This window comes from Agromyces marinus (assembly GCF_021442325.1).
GTDB classification, from domain to species: Bacteria; Actinomycetota; Actinomycetes; order Actinomycetales; family Microbacteriaceae; genus Agromyces; species Agromyces marinus.
Genome location: NZ_CP087879.1, coordinates 2046853 through 2069188 on the forward strand (window position 1 = coordinate 2046853; position 22336 = coordinate 2069188).

Here is a 22336-nt window from a genome sequence, read left to right on the forward strand (position 1 = left end):
GCGTTCGCGGGAGTGGTGAAACTGGCAGACACGCAGGATTTAGGTTCCTGTGCCTCCGGGCGTGCGGGTTCGAGTCCCGCCTTCCGCACGACACGACACGACGGTCATCCGCTCGTTCCCCTCGGGGGAAACCCCGATGGTGCGGAGGCGCGCGCTCGGTAGACTTCTGGGGTCCCGGCGATTCGAGCCGGTCGCCGAAACCACGACAGGGAGCACCGACGCCCGTGATCCACGCCGCGCTCATCCCCTGGCTCGACCCGGAGACGATCATCCAGTCGGCCGGTCCATGGGCCCTGCTCGTCGTGTGCTTCATCGTGTTCGCCGAGACGGGCCTGCTCGTCGGCTTCCTCCTGCCGGGCGACACCCTGCTCGTCATCTCGGGTCTGCTCTCGAACCCCGACGTCGTGCCACCGAACGGCGTGTTCGGCGTCTCCGTGTGGCTCGTCGCGCTGCTCATCGGCGTCTCGGCGTTCGTCGGCGGTGAAGTGGGCTACGAGATCGGCCACCGCGGCGGCCCGAAGGTGTTCGAACGCAAGGAGAGCGGCGTCTTCAGCGTCCGGAACGTGGAGCGGACCAATGCGTTCTTCGTCCGCTTCGGCGGGATCACGATCATCCTCGCCCGGTTCGTGCCGATCGTGCGCACGTTCGCGCCCGTCGCAGCCGGCGTCGGGCACATGCGGCGCAGCCGGTACACCCTGTACAACTTCATCGGCGCGGTGCTGTGGGGCATCGGGCTGACGATGCTCGGCTACGCGGTCAGCTTCATCCCGCCGGTCGCGTACCTCGTGCGCGAGTACATCGACCTGATCCTCCTGGTCGCGGTGGGCGGCACCGCCCTGGTCACCGCTTGGCACTACTTCCGCGAGCGGGCGAAGGCCAGGCGCGCGGCGGCCGCGGGCGACGACGTCGTCACCGACGAAGACGAGGCCGAGGAGCTCGTGCTCGACCCCGACGTGTTCGACCGGCCGTCGCATCACGACGGCGACCACCCTCGCCGCGGCGACCAGCACGGCGACGGACGCCCGCCGCACGAGGGCGGCTGACCCGGAGCGGATGCCGCGACACGACGTCGCACGCGATCAGCCCGCGAACCACCCCGTCGCGCCGACGGTCTCGCCCATTCGGGGCACGTACTGGTCGAAGTAGACGCGCGAGACGAGTTCCCGGCGGCTGCGGACGCCGGCCTTGTCGAACACCGACTTCAGGTGGTCCTGCACGGTGTAGGCCGACACGTGCAGCGTCGAGGCGATCTCCTTCGTCTCGACGCCCTGGAGCACGAGGCGCGTGACATCGCGCTCGCGCGAGGTGAGCCCGAACGCGGCGACCACGAGCGAGACGATCTCGGGCGGCCTCGCCTCCTCGATGGTCACGACGACGTCGCCGGTCGCGCCGGCGGCGCCGCGCAGCGGCGACGCGTGGAGGAGCAGCCAGGTGCCGGACGCGGTCCGGACCCGGGCGCGCGCCGGGGGTGAAGCGGGGTCGGCGAGCGTGCGGCGTGCGGCCCCGACGAGCGAGGTGACGAGGCTGAGCGGGTCGCCGCCATGCGCGTTGCCGCGCAGCGCCGCGAGTCGCTCCTCGGCGCCGAGGCTGATCTGCGCCACCTCGTCGTGCGCGTCGACGATGACGACGGCGGGGCCGCCGGTCTCGTCGCCCGCATCCTCGTGGGCGAGTCGGGTGAGGATGCCCGAGCGCACGCCTCGCGCGAAGGACTCCGACAGCGAACCCAGGAAGTCGACCTCGTCCGAGGTGAAGGAGGGGTCCTCCGGCCCACGGAAGATCGCGAGGCACCCCCAGACGGCGGTGCCGTCGCGGAACAGCAGACGGGCCTCGTCGGCGAATCCGTAGACGGGCGTCATGAGCCGCGTCATCCGCTGCGACCGGTCGAGCTCGTCGCCGGCGGTCGCGTGCATGCCGATCGCGCGGTGATCGCCGGCCGCGAGCGATCGGAACGACGTCGGCTCCTCCGAGCCGTACTCGATGATGCCGAAGAGCCGATCGTGCTCGTTGTGCGCCTTCAGCGCGCCGTACTTGCGGGCACTCGTGAGCATCATCGTCGCGGGGTCGTGGGTGCCGACGCACGCGCCCACCCAGGGGACGGCGCGGAGCACCGAGTCCGTCGCCTCGCCGATGAACTCGTCGAGATCGAGCCCGGCGCGCGAGAGCACGTCGAGGTCGCCCCGCACGCGGGCCCCGGTCAGCTGGGGAATCACGCGTTCAGTATGCGCCTCGCCCGGCCCGACCGGTATCCCAGATCACTGGGAATCGCCCTGTCCGGCCGCGTGGATTCCGGATTCCCCGGGCGCTCGGGATGTCGCCCGGGCCGCCGCGCCGCGCACGATGGCTGCACGCCGACGACGCGACCGCGCAGCTCTGCATGTCGCTCGTGCGGCTCGAGGTCCCGGGATGCTCGTGCGACTCGCGGCAGAGGTGGACACATCACCCGTACTCCTGAATCGAAGGACTGACATGAACCTCTCACTCACCGACACCTCGACGCTTCGCGGGGCCGGAACGGTGCTCCTGCCCGGCGATCCCGGCTACGAGGCGGCGACCGTCCCGTGGAACCTCGCGGTCGTGCAGCGCCCAGCCGCCGTCGCCGTCCCCCGCTCGACCGACGAGGTCGCGCGCGTCGTCCGGGCTGCGACCGGGCTCGGCATGCGCGTCGCGCCGCAGAGCACCGGCCACGGCGCCGCGATGCTCGCGAACCGGTCGCTCGCCGACGCCGTGCTGGTCCGGATGCACGAGCTGACCGGCGTCACGATCGATCCCGCCGCGCGAACGGCCCGCGTGGTCGGCGGCACGCTGTGGCGCGATGTCGTCACGGCTGCTGCCGCACACGGGCTCGCCGCGCTGCACGGAAGTGCCGGCGACGTCGCCGTGGCCGGCTACGCCCTGGGCGGCGGCCTCTCGTTCTACGGCCGCGCGCACGGGCTGGCCTCGTCGCACGTCCGCGCGGTCGAACTCGTGACGGCCGACGGCGGGCTCATTCGCGCGAGCGCCGAAGAGCATTCCGACCTGTTCTGGGCCCTCCGCGGCGGGGGCGGGGGCAACTTCGGCGTCGTCGTCGCGGTCGAGATCGACCTGATCCCGGTTGCCGACGTCGTCGGCGGCATGCTGCTCTGGGACCTCTCCCGAGCACGCGAGGTGACGCGAGCCTGGGCGCGGTGGACGGCCGATCTCCCCGAGTCGGCCACCACCTCGCTGCGCTACCTGCGCTTCCCGCCCGATCCGGCGATGCCGCCGTTCCTCAGCGGCCGCAGCCTCGTGGTGATCGACGGTGCGATCCTCGAGGACGACGAGCGGGCGGCCGAGCTGCTCGCACCGCTGCGCTCGCTCGACCCCGAGATCGACACGTTCGCCCGCATCCCGGCCGCCGGACTCGTGGACGTGCACATGGACCCGCCGGGACCGGTTCCTGCGGTCAGCGATCACGCGATGCTCGCCGATCTGCCGGATGCCGCGATCGAGGCGCTGCTGGCGGTCGCCGGGCCGGATGTCGACATCCCCCTCATGGCGGCCGAGCTCCGCCACCTGGGCGGCGCGCTCGCGCGCCCGAACCGCGGGGCGCTCACGCTGCTCGACGGCGCGTTCGCGCTGTTCGCGGTATCCGCCACGCCGACGCCCGAACTGGCGGCGGCCGGCGAGGCGGTCACCCGGTCGATCGCCTCCGCACTGGCGCCCTGGACCTCGGGTTCGACGTTCCTGAACTTCGCCGAGCGCGAGATCGACCCCCGAACCGCGTTCGACGACGCCGACTGGGCGCGCCTGGTGGAGGTGCGTCGCAGCGTCGACCCGACCGGCGTCTTCGCCGCCGCCCACGCGATCGACCCGCGCCGCTGAGCACCGCACGCCGCGGTTCGACGCACCACTGAGCGGATGCCGCCCGTCGGCCGGGTCCCGGAGGGCCCGGCCGACGCGCCGCCATGCCCCGCGAACGCCGAGCGCTGACGCGCCGTGGCCTCAGGCGTGCGTCGCCGGCTCCCGCCGCCCACGCCCTGACGGCTCGAGCTGGAACGTCGAGTGCTCGACGTCGAAGTGCTCGTCGAGGCATCCGCCCAGTTCGTCGAGCAGCGCGTCGACTCGGTGCTCGGCGAACACCGCCGGCTCGACCTCGACATGGGCGCTGAACACGTGCGCGCCGGTCGTGATCGCCCACACGTGGACGTCGTGCACGGCGACCACGCCGTCGGTTCGGAGGATGTGCTCGCGGATCTCCGCGACATCCGTCTCGGCGGGAACCGACTGGCTGAGCACGTGCACGACGTCGCGCAGCAGCACGATCGCGCGCGGGACGATCAGGGCCGCGATCAGGAGCGACGCGATCGGGTCGGCGGCGCTCCACCCGGTCGTGAGGATGACGATCGCCGCCGCGATGACCATGACCGACCCGACGGTGTCGCCGAACACCTCGAGGTAGGCGCCGCGGAGGTTGATCGAGGTGCCCGCCCCGCCGCGCAGCACGAGCAGCGCCGCGACGTTCGCGACGAGGCCGGCGACCGCGACGACGAGCATCGGCCCGCCCCCGACCTCGTGCGCCTCACCCGCGGCGCCGGACACGAGCCGGCCGACGGCGCCGATCGTGACGGTCGCGGCGACGACGATGAGCACGACCCCGTTGATGAGCGCGCCGAGCACCTCGAACCTGCGGAAGCCGTACGTCTGGCGGTCGGTCGCCGGCCGGGCGGCGACGAGCGCGGCGCCGAGCGCGACGACGAGTCCGAACAGGTCGCTGACCATGTGCCCGGCGTCGGCGAGGAGGGCGAGCGAGCCGCTGAGGAACCCGCCGACCACCTGGACGATGACGAACGAGCCGATGATCGCGATCGCGATCAGCAGGCGGGTTCGTCCGGCGGCGTGCGCGTCGGCGGCGTGGTCGTGCGTGTGTCCCATCCCCTCAAGCGTAGGCACGGATGCCGCCGCTCGCCGGTGATGGGAATGAGTCCCGTTCTCGCGGCCGCTCGGCCGGTGGCGATCAGCCGGACCGCGCGACGCGCTCGAGCTCGGGCAGCAGCGCCCGGAACGCGCGCGCCCGGTGGCTGTGCGCGTTCTTGACCTCGGGCGCGAGCTCGGCGGCCGACACGTCGAACCCGTCGGGCAGGAAGATCGGGTCGTACCCGAACCCGTTGACGCCCGCGCGCCCGGTCGCGATGCGGCCGGGCCATGTGCCGACGGCGGCGAATTCGTGCGGCTCGCCGCCCGCGGCATCCGGCACGACCAGGGCGATGGTGCAGTGGAAGTGCGCCGAGCGGTGCGGGTCGCGGATGTCGCCGAGCTGCGCGAGCAGCAGTTCGAGGTTCGCTTCGGCGCCGCGCCCGGGCCCGGCCCAGCGGGCCGAGAAGATGCCCGGCGAGCCGCCCATGACCTCGACCGCGATGCCCGAGTCGTCGGCGAGCGCGATGCACCCGGTGTGGGATGCCGCGGCGCGCGCCTTGATGAAGGCGTTCTCGTCGAAGGACGTGCCGTCCTCGACGGGCTCGGGCCCGTCGTAGGGCAGCACCGTGATGCCCGGGAACTCGGCGCCGAGGATCTGCTGGAACTCGGCGACCTTGTGGGCGTTGTGCGTGGCGAGGACGACCTCGAGCGGCTGCGGCATCCGCTCACCCATCACTCGCCGCCGGCCTGCGCCGCGAGCGCGGCGCGCTGGATCGCGGTGAGCTCGGTCGTCCCGGCGAGCGCGAGGTCGAGCAGGGCGTCGAGCTCGCGCCGGTCGAACGGCGCGCCCTCGGCGGTGCCCTGCACCTCGACGAAGAGTCCGCGGCCGGTCGCGACGACGTTCATGTCGGTCTCGGCGCGCACGTCCTCGACGTACGCGAGGTCGAGCATCGGCGTGCCGTCGATGATGCCGACCGACACCGCCGAGACGGTGTCGATGAGCGGCGTCGCCTTCTGGGCGATGAACTTCCGCCCGCGCGCCCACTCGATCGCGTCGGCGAGCGCGACGTACGCGCCCGTGATGGCCGCGGTGCGCGTGCCGCCGTCGGCCTGGAGCACGTCGCAGTCGATCTGGATCGTGTTCTCGCCGAGCGACTTCATGTCGACCACGGCGCGGAGGCTCCGTCCGATGAGCCGGCTGATCTCGTGCGTCCGCCCGCCGATGCGGCCCTTGACCGACTCGCGGTCGTTGCGGGTGTTCGTCGAGCGCGGCAGCATCGCGTACTCGGCGGTGACCCAGCCCTTGCCCTTGCCGGTCATCCACCGCGGCACGCCGTTGGTGAAGCTCGCGGTGCAGAGCACCTTCGTGTTCCCGAACGAGATCAGCGCGCTGCCCTCGGCGTGCGCGGACCAGCCGCGCTCGATGACGACGTCGCGCAGCTCGTCGGGGGTGCGGCCGTCGGCGCGCACGAGGTCGGGGGTCTCGGTCACTGGGTTCTCCTGTCGGTGGCGGATGCCGCGGGCGCGGCGGTTCCGGATGAGGCGGTGCGCGCAGCGGATGCCGCGGCTGCGGGCAGGGTGAGCACGCCGGTCTGCACGAGCTCGACCTGCGAGATCTCGGGACCGATGAGGCGGTGCGCGAGGTCGAGGAACGCGGCGCTCGAGCCGCCGGTGGCCTCGAAGCGGTGCACGGGCGGTTCGGGCGCGCGGCGTTCGAGCCCGCCGGAGACGAGCACCCGGTAGACGTCGTTCGCGGTCTCGACGTCGCTGCCGACGAGGCTCACGCCCTCCCCCATGACGTACGAGATGACGCCCTTGAGGAACGGGTAGTGGGTGCAGCCGAGCACGAGCGTGTCGACGCCGGCGGCGCGCAGCGGCGCGAGGTACTCCTCGGCGACGGCGAGCACCTCGGGCCCGGTCGTGACGCCCGACTCGACGAACTCCACGAACCGCGGGCACGCGGCCGAGGCGAGTTCGAGGTGCGGGGCGGCGGCGAACGCGTCGTCGTAGGCGCGCGACTGCACGGTGCCCGCGGTGCCGATGACGCCGACGCGGCCGCTGCGGGTCGCCGCGACCGCACGCCGCACCGCGGGCTGGATGACCTCGACGACGGGCACGTCGTAGCGTTCGCGCGCGTCGCGCAGCATCGCCGCGGATGCGGTGTTGCACGCGATGACGAGCATCTTCACGCCCTGCGCGACGAGGTCGTCGAGCACGGCGAGCGCGTAGCGGCGCACGTCGGCGATGGGCTTGGGCCCGTAGGGCGAGTGCTCGAGGTCGCCGAAGTAGAGGATCTGCTCGTTCGGGAGCTGGTCGCGCACCGCGCGCGCGACGGTGAGCCCGCCGACGCCGGAGTCGAAGATCCCGATCGGTGCATCACTCACGAGGATCCAGCCTAGATCAGCGGATGCCGCGGCCGCCCGTTCCGCGCCCGCGGCGCGACCGCGACCCGTGCAGTGGCTAGGCTGACCGCGTGACCGGGTCTGCTGCGCTCTTCACCGACCGCTACGAGCTGACGATGGTGGATGCCGCCCTCCTGGACGGCACCGCGCACCGCGAGAGCCTGTTCGAGGCGTTCGCGCGGCGCCTGCCGGACGGGCGCAGGTACGGCGTGGTCGCGGGCACGGGCCGCCTGCTCGAACTCGTCGAGCGGTTCCGCTTCGGCGACGACGAGCTCGAGTTCCTGCGCGCGGAGCGCGTGGTGCGCGACGAGACGCTCGACTGGCTGGCCGACTACCGGTTCCGCGGCGAGATCTGGGGCTATCGCGAGGGCGAGGCGTACTTCCCGGGGTCGCCGCTCGTGACGGTGCAGGGGTCGTTCGCCGAGGCGGTCATCCTGGAGACCCTCGTGCTGTCGGTGCTGAACTACGACTCCGCGGTCGCGGGTGCGGCGGCGCGCATGGTGTCGGTCGCGCTCGGCAGGCCGATCGCCGAGATGGGCTCGCGCCGTGCGAACGAGCGGTCGGCGGTCGCCGCGGCACGCGCGGCGTACATCGCCGGGTTCGATGCGACCAGCAACCTCGAGGCCGGCCGGCGGTGGGGCATCCCGACCATGGGGACCGCTGCGCATTCGTTCACGCTCCTGCACGACTCCGAGGAGGATGCGTTCCGCGCGCAGGTCGAGGCGATGGGTCCGGGCACGACGCTGCTGGTGGACACGTACGACATCCGCGCGGGCGTCGAGACGGCGGTGCGCGTGGCCGGCACGGGTCTCGGCGCGGTGCGCATCGACTCGGGCGACCTGCCGACGGTCGCGGCGGCGGTGCGGGAGCACCTCGACGAGCTGGGTGCGGTGAACACGCGCATCACGGTCACGAGCGATCTCGACGAGCACGCGATCGCGTCGCTCGCGAGTGCTCCGGTCGACGCGTACGGCGTGGGCACGTCGGTCGTGACCGGGTCGGGGTTCCCGGCCGCGGGCATGGTCTACAAGCTCGTCGCGCGTCGGGGCGAGGACGGCGCGTGGGTGGGCGTCGCGAAGGCGTCGACGAGCAAGACGAGCGTCGGCGGGCGCAAGAACGCCGCTCGGCGCATCGATGCCACGCGCACGGCACGGGAGGAGCTCGTGTACGTCGGCGACGGGCCCGGGGGCGAGGATGAGTTCGCGGCGGACGACCGCCTGCGGCCGCTCATGGTGCACCTCATGCACGAGGGCGAAGCGGATGCCGCCCATGTCGGCCCGGCAGGCGTGAGGGCCGCACGGGCGCATCGCGCCGAGGTCATGCAGGAGCTGCCGATCGAGGCGTTCCGGCTGGGTCGCGGCGAGCCGGTGATCCCGACCACGTATCGCTGAGCGGCGGGCGGTCAGCCCTTCTTCATGCGTTCGTAGATCTCTTTGCAGCTCGGGCAGACGGGGAACTTCTCCGGGTCGCGGCCCGGGGTCCACTTCTTGCCGCACAGCGCGCGCACTGGCTTGCCGGTGACGGCCGACTCGAGGATCTGCTCCTTCTTCACGTAGTGCGAGAACCGCTCGTGGTCGCCCGGTTCGATGGTCTCCTCTTCGAGGAGCTTCTCGAGCTCGCGGTCGAGCACCGTGGTGCCGCCACCGGGCGCGTCGGGGTCGGCGATGCTCGCCTGTGCGGGACGGATCATGGGCTCGATTCTACGCCGGGCTCACGCCCGCACGGCGGCCGCGACGATCTCCGGGCCGCGCCGGTCGAAGACCCGCCCGCCGGACCAGACGCCGACGGCGACGGCGATCAGGCCGAGCCCGACTCCGGCCGCGAGCGATGCGGTGTGCCAGGCGGGGTCGTCGATGATCCCGAGCGTCGCGAACCCGATCGCGGGGGCCGCGATGAGCAGCGAGCCGAACATCGTCACGGACTGCACGAGCGCGGTCAGCGCCCCGGTCGACTGGGGCTGCTGGAACGGGCTGTCGCCGGGCTTGACGACGGGGTACGGCATTGCCGCCGAGGTGATCGAGCCGATGCCGAGCCCACCGAGCAGCAGGGCGGTGCTCACGCCGAGCAGCGACGGGAGCAGCCGCCAGTCGCCCTGCACGAAGACGGTGACGGCGCTGCCGATCCCGATGACGAGGATGCCGGCGACGAGCACGGGGACGAGCCGGCCGAACCGGTCGGCGGCGCCGCGCACGCCCGTGGCGACGTGCAGCCAGACGGCCGTGTTGTCGTAGGCGGTGTCGTTGTGGAGGATCCAGCCGAGCAGGAGGCAGATCACCGGGACGGGGATGAGCGCGAGGTACATCTGCGGGACCCCGGCGATCCCGAGGGGGAGCATCACGAGCACGGGCGTGACGGGCACCATGAGCAGCGAGACCCAGTACCGCGCGTCGCGGAACCAGTAGGTGGTGCTGCGCGCGGCGATCGCGCCGGTCGGCCCCGACGGGGTGCGGCCGAACCAGCCGAGCCCGTGGTAGCTGCGCGAGCTCGCCTCGCGCCCGGGCGTGATGAGCATCCTGGACACGAGCGCCCGCCATGCGAGCCACGCGAGCCAGACGGTCGCGCCGGCGATCAGCAGCTTCAGCACCGCTGGGCCCCACGCGCCGCTCGCGGCGTCGCCGGGCACGGCGAACGCGGCGCCGAGCGGGGTCCACGAGAGCGTCTGCGCGATCGTGCCGAGCACGCGTCGTCCGGAGGCCGCCCAGTCGACGGTCGTGAGCGCGACGATGAGCGGCGCGAGCATGACCAGCAGGAGCACGCCGAGGACGGTGCCGACGTCCCGTGCGCGGCGGGTCTCGAGCAGCAGCCCGGCGACTCCCGCGGCGAGCCGGGCGGCGAGGATGCACGTGACGAATCCGAGTGCCGCGGCGAGGATCGCGATGAGGGCGATGCCGAACCCGCGCGACCAGGTGACGACGGTTCCGGTCATGACGATCGCGAGCGCGACCGCCGGAACCCCGAGGGTCGCCGCGACGGCGAGTCCGAGGGCGATGCTGCGGTCCGGGATGCCGAAGAGGGCGAACCGGCGCGGGTCCATGGTGTCGTCGACGCCGAAGACGAGCGGGACGACGATGAAGCCGACGACGGTCGCCGCACCGGCGACGGTGAGGACGTCGCGCACGAGCGCGACGTCGTCGGCCCCGCGCAGCCCGACGAGCACGAGGAAGAGCAGCACCGACATCCCGAGGCCGTACACGATCGCGAGACTGAGCCCGACGACCTGCCAGGGGCTGCGCCGGAAGACGTTCCCGAGCAGCCGGAGCTTCAGTCGGAGAAGCTGTGCAACCATTCCATGCCCTCCGCTGCCTTGCGCCCGCCCGCGAGCTCGACGAACCGGTCCTCGAGCGTGTCGCCCTGCCGGACCTCGTCGAGCGTGCCGGATGCCAGGACCCGGCCGCCCACGATGATCGCCGCCGAATCGCAGACGCGTTCGATGAGGTCCATGCCGTGGCTGGAGAGGAGCACGGTGCCGCCGCCCCCGACGTAGCGCTCGAGGATGTCGGTGAGGTTCGCCGCCGACACAGGGTCGACGGATTCGAACGGTTCGTCCAGGACGAGCACGCGCGGCGAGTGGATCATGGCGCAGGCGAGCGCGATCTTCTTGGTCATGCCGGCCGAGTAGTCGGCGACGAGCCGGTCGAGGGCGTCGTCGAGGCCGAAGGCGTCGGCCAGGTCGGCACTGCGCTCGAGCACCGTCCGGTGGTCGAGCCCGCGGAGCGAACCCGAGTAGTAGAGCATCTCGGACCCGGTGAGCCGGTCGAACAGGCGCAGGCGGTCCGGGAGCACGCCCGTGATGCGCTTCGCGCCGCGCGGGTCCTTCCACACGTCGATGCCGTGCACGTGCACCGACCCGCCGTCGGGTCGGAGCAGGCCCGTGATCATCGAGAGGGTCGTCGTCTTGCCTGCGCCGTTCGGTCCGACGATGCCGTAGAACGAGCCGGCGCGGATGTCGAGGCTGATCGCGTCGACGGCGGTCGTGTCGCCGTAGCGCTTGACGAGCCCGTCGATCGCGAGCACGACCGGGGCGTCGGCGGCCGGTGCGTCGCGGGCGACCCTGAGGGTGCGCTTCTTGCGGGGCGTGGCCTTGGCGGCCGTGGCGGGCGCAGTGGTGAGCGGGATGACGGCCACGCCGCGCTCGCCGTCGGGCGACGACTCGGGCGTTCCAGGGGTGGGGGCAGGCTCGTCGGAAGGGTCGCCGGGCGCGGGCTCGTCGAGCGCCGGCTCGTCCACCGGCTCGAACTCATCGACCACGGGCTCGTCCGCGTCGCCCTCCTCCGGCCCGCCGGGATGCCAGGTGCGGGTGGCCTCGGCGGCCGCGAGCCCCGATGCATCGATCGGCGCCTGGGCGGTTCCGGACGTGCCCTCGGCGTCGCTCGCCGAGGCGTCGCTCGAGGCGTCATTCGCCGAGGCGTCGTCGATCCCGGCCGAGCCGTCGGCCTCGGCGACCTCCGGCGCGGTCGGGCGGCGCGGGGTTCGCTCGGCCTCGGTCGTGTCGGTCGTCACCGACGCGGCCACCCTGGCACGCGCGGAGGCCGACTCGCGGCGCGCCTCGGTGGCACGCGCACGTGCCGCGGCCGCCGCGGAGGCGCGGGCCGACTTCGCGGTGCCGCTCCGGGCCGCCGATGTCTCGGCTGCGGAACCCCGCGCGGACGCCGCCCGCTTCGACGGGGTCGACGCCGGCTGCTCCAGGGCCTCCGGACCGACGTCGGCCGGTGCTGCGTCCGATGACGTCGGACGCGGCGCGCCGGCGGGCTTCGATGCGGGCTTCGCGGCGGCCTTGGCCGAGGTCCGCTTGGCCGCGGCGGTCGCGGCCGGGCGCTTGGCCGCGGGGCGCGCACCCGTGCCCGACTTCTTCGAGGTCGACGACGCGGCCCGGGGCGCTGGGCGCTCGGTCGCGGCATCCGTCGCCGTCTCGTCGGTGGCCGGACCCGCGGTCGCCTCAGCGGGCGCCTTCGCCGCCGACCTGCGCTCGGCCGCCTTCGCCGCGGTGCTCGCACCGGAGGCCCGCTTCGCCGCGCCCGAACCGGACGCGGCCCGAGTGGCCGAGGTCTTCTTCGCCGAGGCCGAGGCGGCCCTCGACCTGCTCGACGAGGCGGTGGTCGATGCCGCCTTCCCCGTGGAGCGGGCGCCGGGACGCGCGGTGCTCCGGCCGGAACCGGACTTCGCGGGCGCTGCGGACTCCCCCGAGTCGGCGGACACCCCCGTGCCGGTGCCTTCGGGAGTCTCGTCGTCAGCGGCTGATCGCGAAACAGAAGTCACCACGACAACCTACCAACCCCCTGGCGCCGGGACCCTCGATCGCGCTGGGAAGTCGGCCGTCCGGTCGCCGGGAGTGCGGCGGGCGACCGGAACGGAACCCCGGACGACAGGTCACGATCGCACTACGTTGGCCGGAAGTCCCGGTGATCGGGCTGATCGCTCGGGTATCCTGACAGGCGGCATAACGGCGTGTCCAGCAATGAACGTACGGATGAACAGGGGCCGAACTCGTCTCGACGGCGAAGCTTCGCGACATCCGGATGATGAAGGAGATGCAGTGACCACCCAGATCGTGATCCTCGCAGCCGGCATGGGGAGCCGGCTCGGGCGTTCCCTCCCCAAACCGCTCACCGAGCTCAGCGACGGCCGCACCATCATGCGCCAGCAGTTCGACAACATCGAGCACTCGTTCGGCCGCAACGCCGCGGTGACGATCGTGGTCGGCTACAAGCTCGAGCACATCATCGAGGCCTTCCCGCAGGCGTCCTTCGTCTACAACGAGGAGTACGACCAGACGAACACCTCGAAGTCGCTCATGCGCGCCCTGCAGGCGTCGCAGCAGGGCGGGGTGCTGTGGATGAACGGCGACGTCGTCTTCGACCCGTGCATCCTCGACCGCGCACTGCCGTTCATCGCCCGCGACCAGTCGTTCGTGACCGTCAACACGGCGAAGGTGTCCGACGAAGAGGTGAAGTACACCACGAGCGCCGAGGGCTACATCAAGGAGCTCTCCAAGACCGTCAAGGGCGGCCTGGGCGAGGCGGTCGGCATCAACTACATCGCCGCCCGCGACAAGTCCGTGTTCCTCGCGCACCTGCAGCGCGTCGGCGCGCAGGACTACTTCGAGCGCGGCCTCGAGCTCGCGATCGAGCAGAACGGCCTGCTCGTCGAGCCGATGGACGTCTCCGACCTCTACGCGGTCGAGATCGACTTCGCCGAAGACCTGGAGCGCGCCAACCACTTCGTGTGACCCTGCGCACCACAGCGTGAAGAGCGGATGCCGTGACGGCATCCGCTCTTCGCATTCGGCGGCCGGACGCGCGCGGCACGGGACGCCCCTGCGCTCCCCCTACGATGAGAACGTGATGAGCTACGCCGACTCGCATCCGTTCTCGCGGACGCGGTGGGCCGGATACCGGCACTCCCTGTGGTTGCTCACCACGCGCGACCTGAAGGTGCGCTACTCGACCTCGGCCCTCGGGTACCTCTGGTCGGTGCTCGACCCGCTCGTCATGGCGGGCATCTACTGGTTCGTCTTCACGCAGATCTTCGAGCGGCTCGTCGGAACCGAGCCGTACATCGTGTTCCTGCTCACGGCCCTGCTGCCGTGGATGTGGTTCAACGGCGCCGTCTCGGACTCGACGCGCGCCTACCTCAAGGACGCCAAGCTCGTCAGGTCCACCAAGCTCCCCCGGACGATCTGGGTCAACCGCATCGTCCTCTCGAAGGGGATCGAGTTCGTGCTGGCCCTGCCCGTGCTCGCGCTGTTCGCCCTCGTGTTCGCGGCCGAGGTCACCTGGGGCATCCTCTGGTTCCCGCTCGCGGTCGCGCTGCAGGCCGCGCTCACGGCGGGGATCGGGATGATCGTCGCACCCCTCGTGGTGTTCTTCCGCGACCTGGAACGGGCGACCAAGCTCATCCTTCGCTTCCTGTTCTACGCGTCGCCGATCGTCTACGGCACCGCGAACCTGCCCGAGGAACTGCACTTCTGGGCGGCGTTCAACCCGCTCACGGGCATCTTCGGGCTCTACCGGGCCACGTTCTTCCCCGGCGAGCTCGACCCGTTCGCGGTCGGCATCGCCGCCGCGATGTCGCTGGCATTCCTCGCGCTGGGCCTCTGGGTGTTCCGGCGCACCGAACGCCAGGTGCTGAAGGAGATCTGATGCCCGAGGCCGCCATCCGCACCGACGACCTCGGCATCCGCTTCCGCCGCAACCGGCGCGCTCGCCGCTCGTTCAAGGACCTGTTCTCCACCGCCCGCAGGCGGAACCGACCCGGCGAGTTCTGGGCGCTGCGCGGGCTCAGCATCGACGTCCGCCCGGGTGAGGCGATCGGCGTGGTCGGCCGCAACGGCCAGGGCAAGTCCACGCTGCTGAAGCTCGTCGCGGGCGTGCTCATCCCCGACGAGGGCTCGGTGACGGTCAGCGGCGGGGTCGCGCCGCTCATCGAGATCACCGGCGGGTTCGTCGACGACCTGACCGTTCGCGACAACGTGTACCTCACCGCGGGACTGCACGGAATGACGCGTGCCCAGGTCGACGCGAAGTTCGAGGAGATCATCGGGTTCGCCGACATCGGCGACTTCCTCGACACGCCCTACAAGCATCTCTCCAGCGGCATGAAGGTGCGCATCGCCTTCGCGGTGATCGCCCAACTCGACGAACCGATCCTCCTCGTGGACGAGGTGCTCGCGGTGGGCGACAAGGCGTTCCGCGAGAAGTGCTACCGCCGGATCGAGGAGCTCCTCGCGGGCGGGCGCACGCTGTTCTTCGTCTCCCACAACGAACGCGACCTGCGCCGGTTCTGCACGCGCGGCCTCTACCTCGACAAGGGCGCCCTCGTGCTCGACGCCGGCATCGACGAGGTGCTCGACCGGTACAACGCCGACTACGGGATCTGACCGGGTGCCCCCGAACCCCGTGGGTTCGGCGCGTCCTCGCAGGCGGTCGTCCTAGGATCGTCGGCATGGCCGAGCGCGTCCACCGGATCCACTCACTGGGCCCCGGCGCGCCCGAGGAGGGGCCGACCGCCGAGGAAGCGCCCAGGGCGCCCGGCGCGGCGCCCGGCGCGGCGCCCGGTGCACCTGGCCACGAGCCGCCGCCGACCGACCCGGCCGATCGCGCCGCGGGCCTCGAGCGCATGCTCGACCGGGTGCTGTCGATCCAGCGGCCCATCGTGCTCGCGCACCTGCGCGGCATCCGCCGGTCGCACCCGAACGCCTCACCCGACGAACTCGTGCGCGTGCTCGAGCGCCGCTACCTCGCCGCGGTGACCACCGGCGGCGCCGCGGTCGGTGCGACCGCCGTCGTGCCAGGCATCGGCACGGGCGTGACCCTCGCCCTGTCGGGGCTCGAGACCGCCGGCTTCCTCGAGGCGACCGCGCTGTTCACCCAGTCCGTCGCCGAGGTGCACGGGCTGCACGTCGAGAACCCCGACCGTGCGCGGGCGCTCGTCATGACGCTCATGCTCGGTCGCGAAGGAGTCGACCTCGTCCGCCAGTTCGCCGCGCAGGCGACCGGCGGCGGAAGCCGGAACGCCTACTGGGGCGAGATCATCACGACCGGGCTCCCCCGCGCCGTGATGTCGACCGTCGCCGACCGGCTCCGCCACGTCTTCGTCCGCCAGTTCGCCGTGCGCGGCAGCGCGAGCATGCTCAGCCGGGCGATCCCGTTCGGCATCGGCGCCGCGATCGGCGGCACGGGCAACCACATCCTCGGTCGTCGGGTGATGAACCAGGCGCGGTCGGCGTTCGGACCGGCACCCGTGGTCCTTCCCGTCGAGCTCGAACCGCTCGGCCCCGGTGATCCGGCGATCGTCCGCGGCGCGCGGCGCGGCGCGGCGGTCGGCGTCGCCATCGCGTCGGCGACGAGCCGCGGCATCCGCACCGCCGGCCGGGCGCTCACCCGGCGGCGCAGCGACGGAACGGACGGCTGATCCCCGGGTCGACGGAAGCGTCGACCCGCGAAGCCCGACCCAGACCCCGACCCCGACCCCGACCGACCCCGACTCAGTCCACCTCGATGTCGTCGGACTGCTCGGCCGCCTCGCCCTCCGCGTCGTGCTCGTCGATGTCGGGGTCCGTCGCGTGGAGCGCGGCGAACCGCTCCCACTCCGCCATCAGGTGGTCGACCGCCGCATGGAACCGTTCGGTCGTCACCCCCGGCGACGTGTCGCCGAAGTAGCGCTCCACCCAGTAGCCCAGCCGCTCGAGCGCCTGCGGGTCGTGCGCGACCTCGTCCACCCGGGCGAGCATCGACGACCCGTCCGCCGCATCGAGCCACTCGCACGCCGACAGGTACCCGCCCGTGTCGACCTGCGCCTGCGGGCTCACCGGGCGCGTGATGAGCAGCGGCCTGCCCGCCGCCAGGCGGTCGTAGACCATCGCCGAGATGTCGACGATCGCGACATCGGCCGCGGCGAGCTGCCAGCCGAGGTCCTTGCCCTGGTCGAAGACGTGCACGGCCGACGGGTCGCCCGCGTTGGCCTGCTCGATGAGCCGCACGATCTCGCGGTTCGCAGCGCCGTACGCCTCGTCGACGACACCGGAACGCGGATGGGGCCGGTAGATGACCCGGTGCCGCCCGGTCGCGAGGAGCGCCCGCACCAGGTCGACGCCGTGCGAGGCGATCGACCCGTACGCGGCGGCGCCCCGGTCGCCCTCCCACGTCGGCGCGTACAGCACGACCTCGCGGCCGTCCGCCGGATACGGCAACGCTCGCCCGTCGAGGTAGTGATCGGCCTGGGGCCGCCCGATCGGGATCGCCCGCTTGTCGAAGTCGTAGTCCCACAGCACCTTGTCGAGGCGCGCCCGCGCGGCATCCCCCGCGATCAGGGCGTAGTCGTACGCCTTGAACTGGTTGGTGGTCATGTACATCTTGTCGGACTCGCCGTGGTTGATGAACACGTGCCACCGGCGCCCGTAGCGCATCATCTGGAAGTTCTTGGAGTTCTGGTTGACGTAGAACACCACGTGCAGGTCCTGCTCGTGGATGACCCGCTCGAGATCGGCCACGCGCCGGACGTACGCCACGGGAAGCGGCGCCTCGTCGAGCAGCGCGAGCGCGGCACCCGACGCGCGGCTGAGGACCAGGACCGGATGCCGCTCGGCGAGCCGGGCGAGCGGCTTGTACCACTGGCGGAGCTGGTACAGGTTGACCTTGCCGTCGGCGAAGTACACGCCGACCCGGTACCGATGCGGCTCGAGCGGCCCCTGCTTCGCGAGTTCCTCGACCAGGCGCGCCTGGGCGCGACGCGATCGCACGACGTTCTGCACGAGCTTCACGGCGCGACGCGCGTCTTTCCTCAAACCCACCGTCCAAGGGTAGCCGTCGGCGCCGGCCGCGCGTGACGCGGCTAGACGACCGGAGGACGCCCGGCGCGAGTCATCCGCCACACCGTGCGCCACCGCATCGGGCGCCGCTCGCCCGGGTTCTCGCGCCAGCCGGCACGCCAACCGGCGAACCACGCGCGCAGCGCCGCGGGCCGCCGGAACCAGCGCAGGACCTGGATCGCCGTCCACGACCCCACGTAGCACGGCACGAGCACGAGCGGCAGGTTGCGCCGCGCGAGCCACACCCGGTTGCGGGCGTTCAGCCGGTAGTAGTACTCGTGGCGGGCCGGGTCGATCACGGGGTGCGCGGCCTCGAGCTCACCCGCGTACCAGGCGCGGTAGCCGGCATCCCACACCCGCCAGGCCAGCTCGATGCCCTCGTGCGCGTAGAAGAACGGGTCGGCCCAGCCGCCGGTCGCCTCGAACACGGCGCGCGGCATGAGCACCGCGCCCTCCCAGCACGAGAACACGTCGCTCGAGTGCGCCGGGTCGCCCTTGCGGATGCGCGGGATCCACCGCCGCGGCGACACCAGGCCCGTCGGGTCGACCACGCGGGGCTGCACGAGCCCGAGGTCCGGGTGCACCGCGAGCAGGCGGCATCCGTCGGCGAGGAAGTCCGGACTCGGCAGGAACGCGTCGTCGTCGAGGAAGAAGAGGACCTCGCCACCGACCTCGGGCACGCCGCGGTTGCGGCCCGCGGGGATGCCGAGGTTCTCGGGGAGGTGCAGCGTGCGCACCGCCGTCGGCAGCGGCGGCTCGGCCGTCGCCGGGTCCCAGCCGTTGCCGACGCAGACGACGTCGACCTCGACGCCGCGCTGGTCGAGCACGCTGCGGATGCCGCGCGCGAGCTCGTCCGGGCGCCGGCCCATCGTGAGCACGACGACCCCGACCCGCGGCGCGGTGGGTGCCGAGGCGGATGCCGCGAGCTCGTCAGGCACGGACACGGCGGGACGCCATGATCGCGACGAAGTGCCCGGCCAGGGCGAGCAGCGCGAGCGGGAGCAGGGCCGCGAGCACCACGCGATCGACGATCGGCTGCCCGACGAACAGGCCGACGACCGCCGCCGCGAGCGCGATGAGCGTGAGCTCGACCGAGTGGTACAGCCGGTGGAACGGCAGGAAGCGCGCCGCCCTGCGGAGCTTCGCGACGAGGCCCGGCCGCGGGGCCGACTCGCCGTGCGTGTCTGCGAGCCTGGGCAGGCCCGCGTTCGCGCGGGCGACGTGCACCATGTCGTTCAGCGCCTTGTTCAGCACGATCACGAGCGCGAGCAGCGCCGCGATCGTGGTCCACAGGAAGTCGGCGGGGAACTCGAGCGGGTAGGCCGCCGCGCGGATGCCGAGCGCGATCGGGATCAGCGCCTCGGTCGTGTAGTGGCCGACCTTGTCGAGGAACACGCCTGCCGGGCTCGACGTGCGCCGCCAGCGCGCGACCTCGCCGTCGCAGCAGTCGACCAGCATCTGCAGCTGGCCGAGCAGGACGGCGAGCAGCGCGCCCCAGACCCCCGGGATGAGCAGCGCCGCGGCCGTCGACCAGCCGACGAGGATCATGATCGCGGTGACGCCGTTCGCCGAGATCCTCGTGTGCAGGAACGCCCACGTGAGGTACGGCGACAGGTTGCGCAGGTACAGCGACGCCGTCCAGTGCTCGGCGTTGCGGCGGCCCCGGACCTCGGGCGGCTGGGTCACGGCGCGCTGTTCGGCGAGGCTCGCGGGGATGCCGCGCTCCGGCATGGCTTCGGTCATGCTCACCTTCCCGTGTGTCCGGCGATGTTGCGCGTCAGCGACAACGACCCGAGGACGAATCCGGTGCCCCACGCGACGTGGATGATCGGCAGGACCGCGACGAACCAGGTCGCCGTCGCGGCACCCGATCTCCGCGCGAACACGAGGGTGGCCAGGAGCACGAAGAGCAGGTACACGGCGGGCACCGCGAATCCGACGAGCATCCAGGGCGCCGCCCCGAGGGCGGCCTGCACGATGCCGCCGATGCCGAGCAGGAGGCCGAGCGCGACGCCGACCACCATCGCGGGCGGCACGAAGTAGCGGATGCCGTTGGCCGCCGGGAACCGTCGTGCGAGTTCGCCGCGCCAGAGCCCGGTGGAGAGCATCTGCCGCGCGAGGCGTTCGACGCTCGAGCGCGGACGGTAGGTCACGGCGAGTTCCGGTGTGAACCAGACCGTGCCGCCCGTGGCGCGCAGCCTGCGGTTCAGCTCCCAGTCCTGACCCCGCTTGACGGTCTCGTCGAACAGGCCCACGCGTTCGAGCGCGTCCTTGCGGAACACGCCGAGGTACACGGTCTCGGCCGGACCCTCCTGGCCGCCGACGTGGAACGCCGAACCGCCGAGCCCGACGGGCGTGGTGTAGGCGAGTGCGACCGCGCGTTCGAACGCGGTCTCGCCCCGGGCATCCATGATGCCGCCGACGTTGTCGGCCCCGGTGCGCACGAGCGTCTCGACGGCCACGCGCGTGTACTCGGGCGCGAGCATCGAGTGCGAGTCGACGCGCACGACGACCGGGAAGCGGGCGGCCCGGATCCCGAGGTTCAGTCCCGCTGGGGTCGAACCCGCCTCGTTCTCGAGCACGGTGATCCGGTCGTCGCGCGACGCGAGGTCGGCGACCAGGGCGTCGGTCCCGTCGATCGAGGGCCCCAGCGCGATGAGCACCTCGACGGGGCCGTCGTACACCTGCGCGAGGATCGACTCGACGGCGGCCCGGACGTGCGTCGCGTCGTTCAACACGGGCATGACGTAGGACACGCCGATCGGCGGCGACAGGTCCGCCGGTTGGTGCTGCTCGGGCATGGTCCTCACTCGTGCACAGGGTCGATCGAGCCTAGCAGTCGGGTTCCGAGCGGGAACGGGTCCGGCACGCCGCGTTCCCGGCGTGTCCGACGGCGTGCGAACGGGGTCGGACCGACCGGTCCGACCCCGTTCGGGAGGGGTGCGCCGGGCGCACCCGGGGTCTCAGCCCTCGTACGTCCCGAGCGTCACCGAGACCGTGGCGGTCTCGCCGTCTCGCACGTAGCTCACCTCGGCCTCGGCACCGCCGGCGAGAGCCCGGATCTGCGCCGTGAGGTCGGTCTGGTCGGTGATCGGGATGCCGTTCAGGCCCGTCACCACGTCGCCCGACTGGAGCCCGGCCGCCTCGGCGGCACCGCCTGGGCTCACCTCGGAGATGAGGGCGCCGACCACGTCGCTCTCGCCGCTGGCCTGTGCCGAGGTCACCGTCGCACCGAGCAGGCCGTGCGTCGCCGAGCCGTTCTCGATGATCTCGTCGGCGATGCGCTGGGCCAGGTTCGACGGCACCGCGAAGCCGACGCCGATGTTGCCGGCCTCGCCCGAGGCTCCGCCCGCGGACAGGATCGCGACGTTGATGCCGATCAGGCGACCCTGGCCGTCGACGAGCGCGCCGCCGGAGTTGCCCGGGTTGATCGCGGCATCCGTCTGGATCACCGGGATCGAGATGAGCCCGCCGCTCGCCTGGCCGCCCTGGCCTCCGCCACCGCCCTCGCCGGGGATGTCGAAGTTCCAGAAGTCGAACGGGCTCTGCCCGTCGCCCCGGTCGCCCTGGTCGCCCTCCGGGGCGTCGGGGGTCGTCTCGGGAGCGGCCGACGAGGCGACGTCGATGCTTCGGTTCAGCGCGCTGACGATGCCGTTCGTCACAGTCCCGGACAGTCCGAGCGGCGCACCGATCGCGATCGCGGTGTCGCCGACGTTGAGCTCGCCCGAATCGGCGAACTCGATGGGAGTGAGGCCCGACGCGTCGACGAGCTTGATGACCGCGAGGTCGCTGAGCGGGTCCGTGCCGATGAGCTCGGCCTCGTAGAGACGCCCGTCGTCGGCCTTGACCTGGATCGCGGGGTCGCCCGTCGCACCGTCGAGGGTCACGACGTGCGTGTTGGTGAGCACGTAGCCGTCCTCGGACAGGATGACGCCCGAGCCGGTACCCGCCGACGATCCGCCGGCGACCTCGATCGTGACGACGCTCGGGCTCGCGGCGGCCGCGACCGCCGCGACTCGGTTCACCGAACCGTCCTCGTCGACGACGATTCGCGAGGTTCCCGACGAGGTCTCCCGGACGGAGGCTCCGTCGCCGGTGTTCGAGGTGAGCGCGAAGATGCCCGCACCCGACGCGCCGCCGATGAGCGCGGCGGCCACGACGGCCGCGGCGACGCCGAACCCGACCCGGCGCTGCTTGGCCGGCTCGGGTCGTTCGGGAGCGACGGTGCCGCCGAAGGCGGGGGGAATCGAGCCCGAGCCTGTGGCCGATGCCGCGGGCGCGGCCAGCGGGGTCGTCGGGGCGGTCTGGTTCGGCGCAATCGGCGCCGCCTGCGCCGGTGCGGGCTGGGCCGGTGCGGGTGCGGGCTCGTGGCGGTACTGGCCCGCGAGGTAGGGCTGCGGGGCCTGGCCGGGCGCGTACACCGTTCCGGTCGGGCGCGCGGGCGCCGCCTCGGGCTGCGCAGGCGCCGCCTCGGGCGCGGGGGCGACCTCGGGCTGCGCGGGGGCGGCCGTGGGCTGCGCCGGCGCTGCCTCGGGCTGCGCGGCATCCGCTGCCTCGGGCTGCGCCGCAGGCGCGGTGCGGGTCGCCTCGTCGACGCCGGCGTCGGGGGCCTCAGGGGTCCCGCCGGTGTTGGTCTCGGTCATGTTCGCTCCTTCCAGCGGATGCCAGCTTCCCGCCCCAAGCTGTGTCGCGGATCGGCGGACTCTATGACGAACCTATGTCGTCCCCGGGAACCGCCCGGATGTCGCGGGCGTGC

At 72.5% G+C, this 22336-nt stretch carries 20 protein-coding genes and 1 tRNA gene; 8 read left to right on the plus strand and 13 right to left on the minus strand.

Annotated elements, in window-relative coordinates; genetic code table 11:
* Positions 1-6: 6 nt before the first annotated feature.
* Both DSM26151_RS09575 and DSM26151_RS09580 read left to right on the plus strand, forming a co-directional pair.
* A tRNA-Leu gene (locus DSM26151_RS09575) sits at positions 7-88 on the plus strand.
* Between the two features lie 139 nt (positions 89-227).
* Positions 228-1043, plus strand: coding sequence for a DedA family protein (locus DSM26151_RS09580; protein ID WP_234661858.1), 816 nt, complete (start codon positions 228-230; stop codon positions 1041-1043).
* 36 nt (positions 1044-1079) lie between these two features.
* On the opposite strand, the gene DSM26151_RS09585 is transcribed toward DSM26151_RS09580, so the two are convergent.
* Positions 1080-2210: a helix-turn-helix transcriptional regulator gene (locus DSM26151_RS09585; protein WP_234659336.1), complete on the minus strand. Its 1131-nt coding sequence runs from the start codon at positions 2208-2210 to the stop codon at positions 1080-1082.
* A gap of 256 nt (positions 2211-2466) precedes the next feature.
* Between DSM26151_RS09585 and DSM26151_RS09590 the strand changes: the two genes are divergently transcribed.
* Positions 2467-3840: an FAD-binding oxidoreductase gene (locus DSM26151_RS09590; protein ID WP_234659337.1), complete on the plus strand. Its 1374-nt coding sequence runs from the start codon at positions 2467-2469 to the stop codon at positions 3838-3840.
* A 120-nt stretch (positions 3841-3960) separates the two neighbouring features.
* Here DSM26151_RS09590 and DSM26151_RS09595 read toward each other — a convergent pair whose 3' ends face one another.
* The 4 genes from DSM26151_RS09595 to murI form a co-directional block, all read right to left on the minus strand.
* A complete protein-coding gene (locus DSM26151_RS09595) occupies positions 3961-4890 on the minus strand; it encodes a cation diffusion facilitator family transporter (RefSeq protein ID WP_234659338.1) in 930 nt (309 codons plus the stop codon).
* Between the two features lie 82 nt (positions 4891-4972).
* Entirely contained in the window at positions 4973-5593 is a 621-nt protein-coding gene (locus DSM26151_RS09600; RefSeq protein WP_234659339.1) for a non-canonical purine NTP pyrophosphatase, read from the minus strand.
* An 11-nt stretch (positions 5594-5604) separates the two neighbouring features.
* A complete protein-coding gene (gene rph / locus DSM26151_RS09605; protein ID WP_326491016.1) occupies positions 5605-6363 on the minus strand; it encodes a ribonuclease PH in 759 nt (252 codons plus the stop codon).
* Positions 6360-7256, minus strand: coding sequence for a glutamate racemase (gene murI / locus DSM26151_RS09610; RefSeq protein WP_234659340.1), 897 nt, complete (start codon positions 7254-7256; stop codon positions 6360-6362). The genes rph and murI overlap by 4 nt, the downstream gene beginning before the upstream one ends.
* An 89-nt stretch (positions 7257-7345) precedes the next feature.
* On the opposite strand from murI, the gene DSM26151_RS09615 reads away from it, so the two are divergent.
* Complete coding sequence (locus tag DSM26151_RS09615; protein WP_234659341.1) at positions 7346-8665, plus strand: nicotinate phosphoribosyltransferase; 1320 nt, start codon at positions 7346-7348, stop codon at positions 8663-8665.
* An 11-nt stretch (positions 8666-8676) separates the two neighbouring features.
* Here the strand turns inward: DSM26151_RS09615 and DSM26151_RS09620 are convergent, their stop codons facing one another.
* Genes DSM26151_RS09620 through DSM26151_RS09630 form a run of 3 tightly spaced genes read right to left on the minus strand, consistent with a single transcriptional unit; the run spans position 8677 to position 12530 of the window.
* A complete protein-coding gene (locus tag DSM26151_RS09620; protein WP_234659342.1) occupies positions 8677-8964 on the minus strand; it encodes a DUF3039 domain-containing protein in 288 nt (95 codons plus the stop codon).
* 21 nt (positions 8965-8985) lie between these two features.
* Positions 8986-10560, minus strand: coding sequence for a hypothetical protein (locus DSM26151_RS09625; RefSeq protein WP_234659343.1), 1575 nt, complete (start codon positions 10558-10560; stop codon positions 8986-8988).
* Positions 10536-12530, minus strand: a complete 1995-nt coding sequence (locus DSM26151_RS09630; RefSeq protein ID WP_234659344.1) for an ABC transporter ATP-binding protein — start codon at positions 12528-12530, stop codon at positions 10536-10538. The genes DSM26151_RS09625 and DSM26151_RS09630 overlap by 25 nt, the downstream gene beginning before the upstream one ends.
* Positions 12531-12807: 277 nt before the next feature.
* Between DSM26151_RS09630 and DSM26151_RS09635 the strand changes: the two genes are divergently transcribed.
* The 4 genes from DSM26151_RS09635 (at position 12808) to DSM26151_RS09650 (ending at position 16184) form a co-directional block, all read left to right on the plus strand.
* Positions 12808-13500: a phosphocholine cytidylyltransferase family protein gene (locus tag DSM26151_RS09635; RefSeq protein WP_234659345.1), complete on the plus strand. Its 693-nt coding sequence runs from the start codon at positions 12808-12810 to the stop codon at positions 13498-13500.
* 115 nt (positions 13501-13615) lie between these two features.
* On the plus strand, positions 13616-14413 hold the full coding sequence (locus tag DSM26151_RS09640; protein ID WP_234659346.1) for an ABC transporter permease: 798 nt from the start codon (positions 13616-13618) through the stop codon (positions 14411-14413).
* Complete coding sequence (locus DSM26151_RS09645; RefSeq protein WP_234659347.1) at positions 14413-15150, plus strand: ABC transporter ATP-binding protein; 738 nt, start codon at positions 14413-14415, stop codon at positions 15148-15150. Before DSM26151_RS09640 ends, DSM26151_RS09645 begins: the two co-directional genes overlap by 1 nt.
* Before the next feature lie 65 nt (positions 15151-15215).
* Positions 15216-16184 carry a hypothetical protein gene (locus DSM26151_RS09650; protein WP_234659348.1) on the plus strand — a complete coding sequence of 323 codons (969 nt, stop codon included), beginning with the start codon at positions 15216-15218 and terminating at the stop codon, positions 16182-16184.
* 73 nt (positions 16185-16257) lie between these two features.
* Here the strand turns inward: DSM26151_RS09650 and DSM26151_RS09655 are convergent, their stop codons facing one another.
* The 5 genes from DSM26151_RS09655 to DSM26151_RS09675 all read right to left on the minus strand — a co-directional run bounded on the left by DSM26151_RS09655 (position 16258) and on the right by DSM26151_RS09675 (position 22223).
* Complete coding sequence (locus tag DSM26151_RS09655) at positions 16258-17562, minus strand: CDP-glycerol glycerophosphotransferase family protein (RefSeq protein WP_234659349.1); 1305 nt, start codon at positions 17560-17562, stop codon at positions 16258-16260.
* Between the two features lie 41 nt (positions 17563-17603).
* Entirely contained in the window at positions 17604-18449 is an 846-nt protein-coding gene (locus tag DSM26151_RS09660) for a glycosyltransferase family 2 protein (protein WP_234661860.1), read from the minus strand.
* Between the two features lie 61 nt (positions 18450-18510).
* Positions 18511-19323, minus strand: coding sequence for a CDP-alcohol phosphatidyltransferase family protein (locus tag DSM26151_RS09665; protein WP_234659350.1), 813 nt, complete (start codon positions 19321-19323; stop codon positions 18511-18513).
* 2 nt (positions 19324-19325) lie between these two features.
* Positions 19326-20381: a glycosyltransferase family 2 protein gene (locus DSM26151_RS09670; RefSeq protein ID WP_234659351.1), complete on the minus strand. Its 1056-nt coding sequence runs from the start codon at positions 20379-20381 to the stop codon at positions 19326-19328.
* 162 nt (positions 20382-20543) lie between these two features.
* Positions 20544-22223 (minus strand): S1C family serine protease, encoded by a 1680-nt coding sequence (locus DSM26151_RS09675; protein ID WP_234659352.1) that lies wholly within the window; start codon positions 22221-22223, stop codon positions 20544-20546.
* Positions 22224-22336: the final 113 nt, after the last annotated feature.

What these genes read in the sequence shown, in the direction of transcription:
- DSM26151_RS09590 (WP_234659337.1), top strand. Translation starts at nt 2,467, where the DNA reads ATGAACCTCTCACTCACCGACACCTCGACGCTTCGCGGGGCCGGAACG.
- DSM26151_RS09595 (WP_234659338.1), bottom strand. Translation starts at nt 4,890, where the DNA reads ATGGGACACACGCACGACCACGCCGCCGACGCGCACGCCGCCGGACGA.
- DSM26151_RS09600 (WP_234659339.1), bottom strand. Translation starts at nt 5,593, where the DNA reads ATGCCGCAGCCGCTCGAGGTCGTCCTCGCCACGCACAACGCCCACAAG.
- DSM26151_RS09620 (WP_234659342.1), bottom strand. Translation starts at nt 8,964, where the DNA reads ATGATCCGTCCCGCACAGGCGAGCATCGCCGACCCCGACGCGCCCGGT.
- DSM26151_RS09625 (WP_234659343.1), bottom strand. Translation starts at nt 10,560, where the DNA reads ATGGTTGCACAGCTTCTCCGACTGAAGCTCCGGCTGCTCGGGAACGTC.
- DSM26151_RS09640 (WP_234659346.1), top strand. Translation starts at nt 13,616, where the DNA reads ATGAGCTACGCCGACTCGCATCCGTTCTCGCGGACGCGGTGGGCCGGA.
- DSM26151_RS09645 (WP_234659347.1), top strand. Translation starts at nt 14,413, where the DNA reads ATGCCCGAGGCCGCCATCCGCACCGACGACCTCGGCATCCGCTTCCGC.
- DSM26151_RS09650 (WP_234659348.1), top strand. Translation starts at nt 15,216, where the DNA reads ATGGCCGAGCGCGTCCACCGGATCCACTCACTGGGCCCCGGCGCGCCC.
- DSM26151_RS09660 (WP_234661860.1), bottom strand. Translation starts at nt 18,449, where the DNA reads ATGGGCCGGCGCCCGGACGAGCTCGCGCGCGGCATCCGCAGCGTGCTC.
- DSM26151_RS09665 (WP_234659350.1), bottom strand. Translation starts at nt 19,323, where the DNA reads ATGACCGAAGCCATGCCGGAGCGCGGCATCCCCGCGAGCCTCGCCGAA.
- DSM26151_RS09670 (WP_234659351.1), bottom strand. Translation starts at nt 20,381, where the DNA reads ATGCCCGAGCAGCACCAACCGGCGGACCTGTCGCCGCCGATCGGCGTG.
- DSM26151_RS09675 (WP_234659352.1), bottom strand. Translation starts at nt 22,223, where the DNA reads ATGACCGAGACCAACACCGGCGGGACCCCTGAGGCCCCCGACGCCGGC.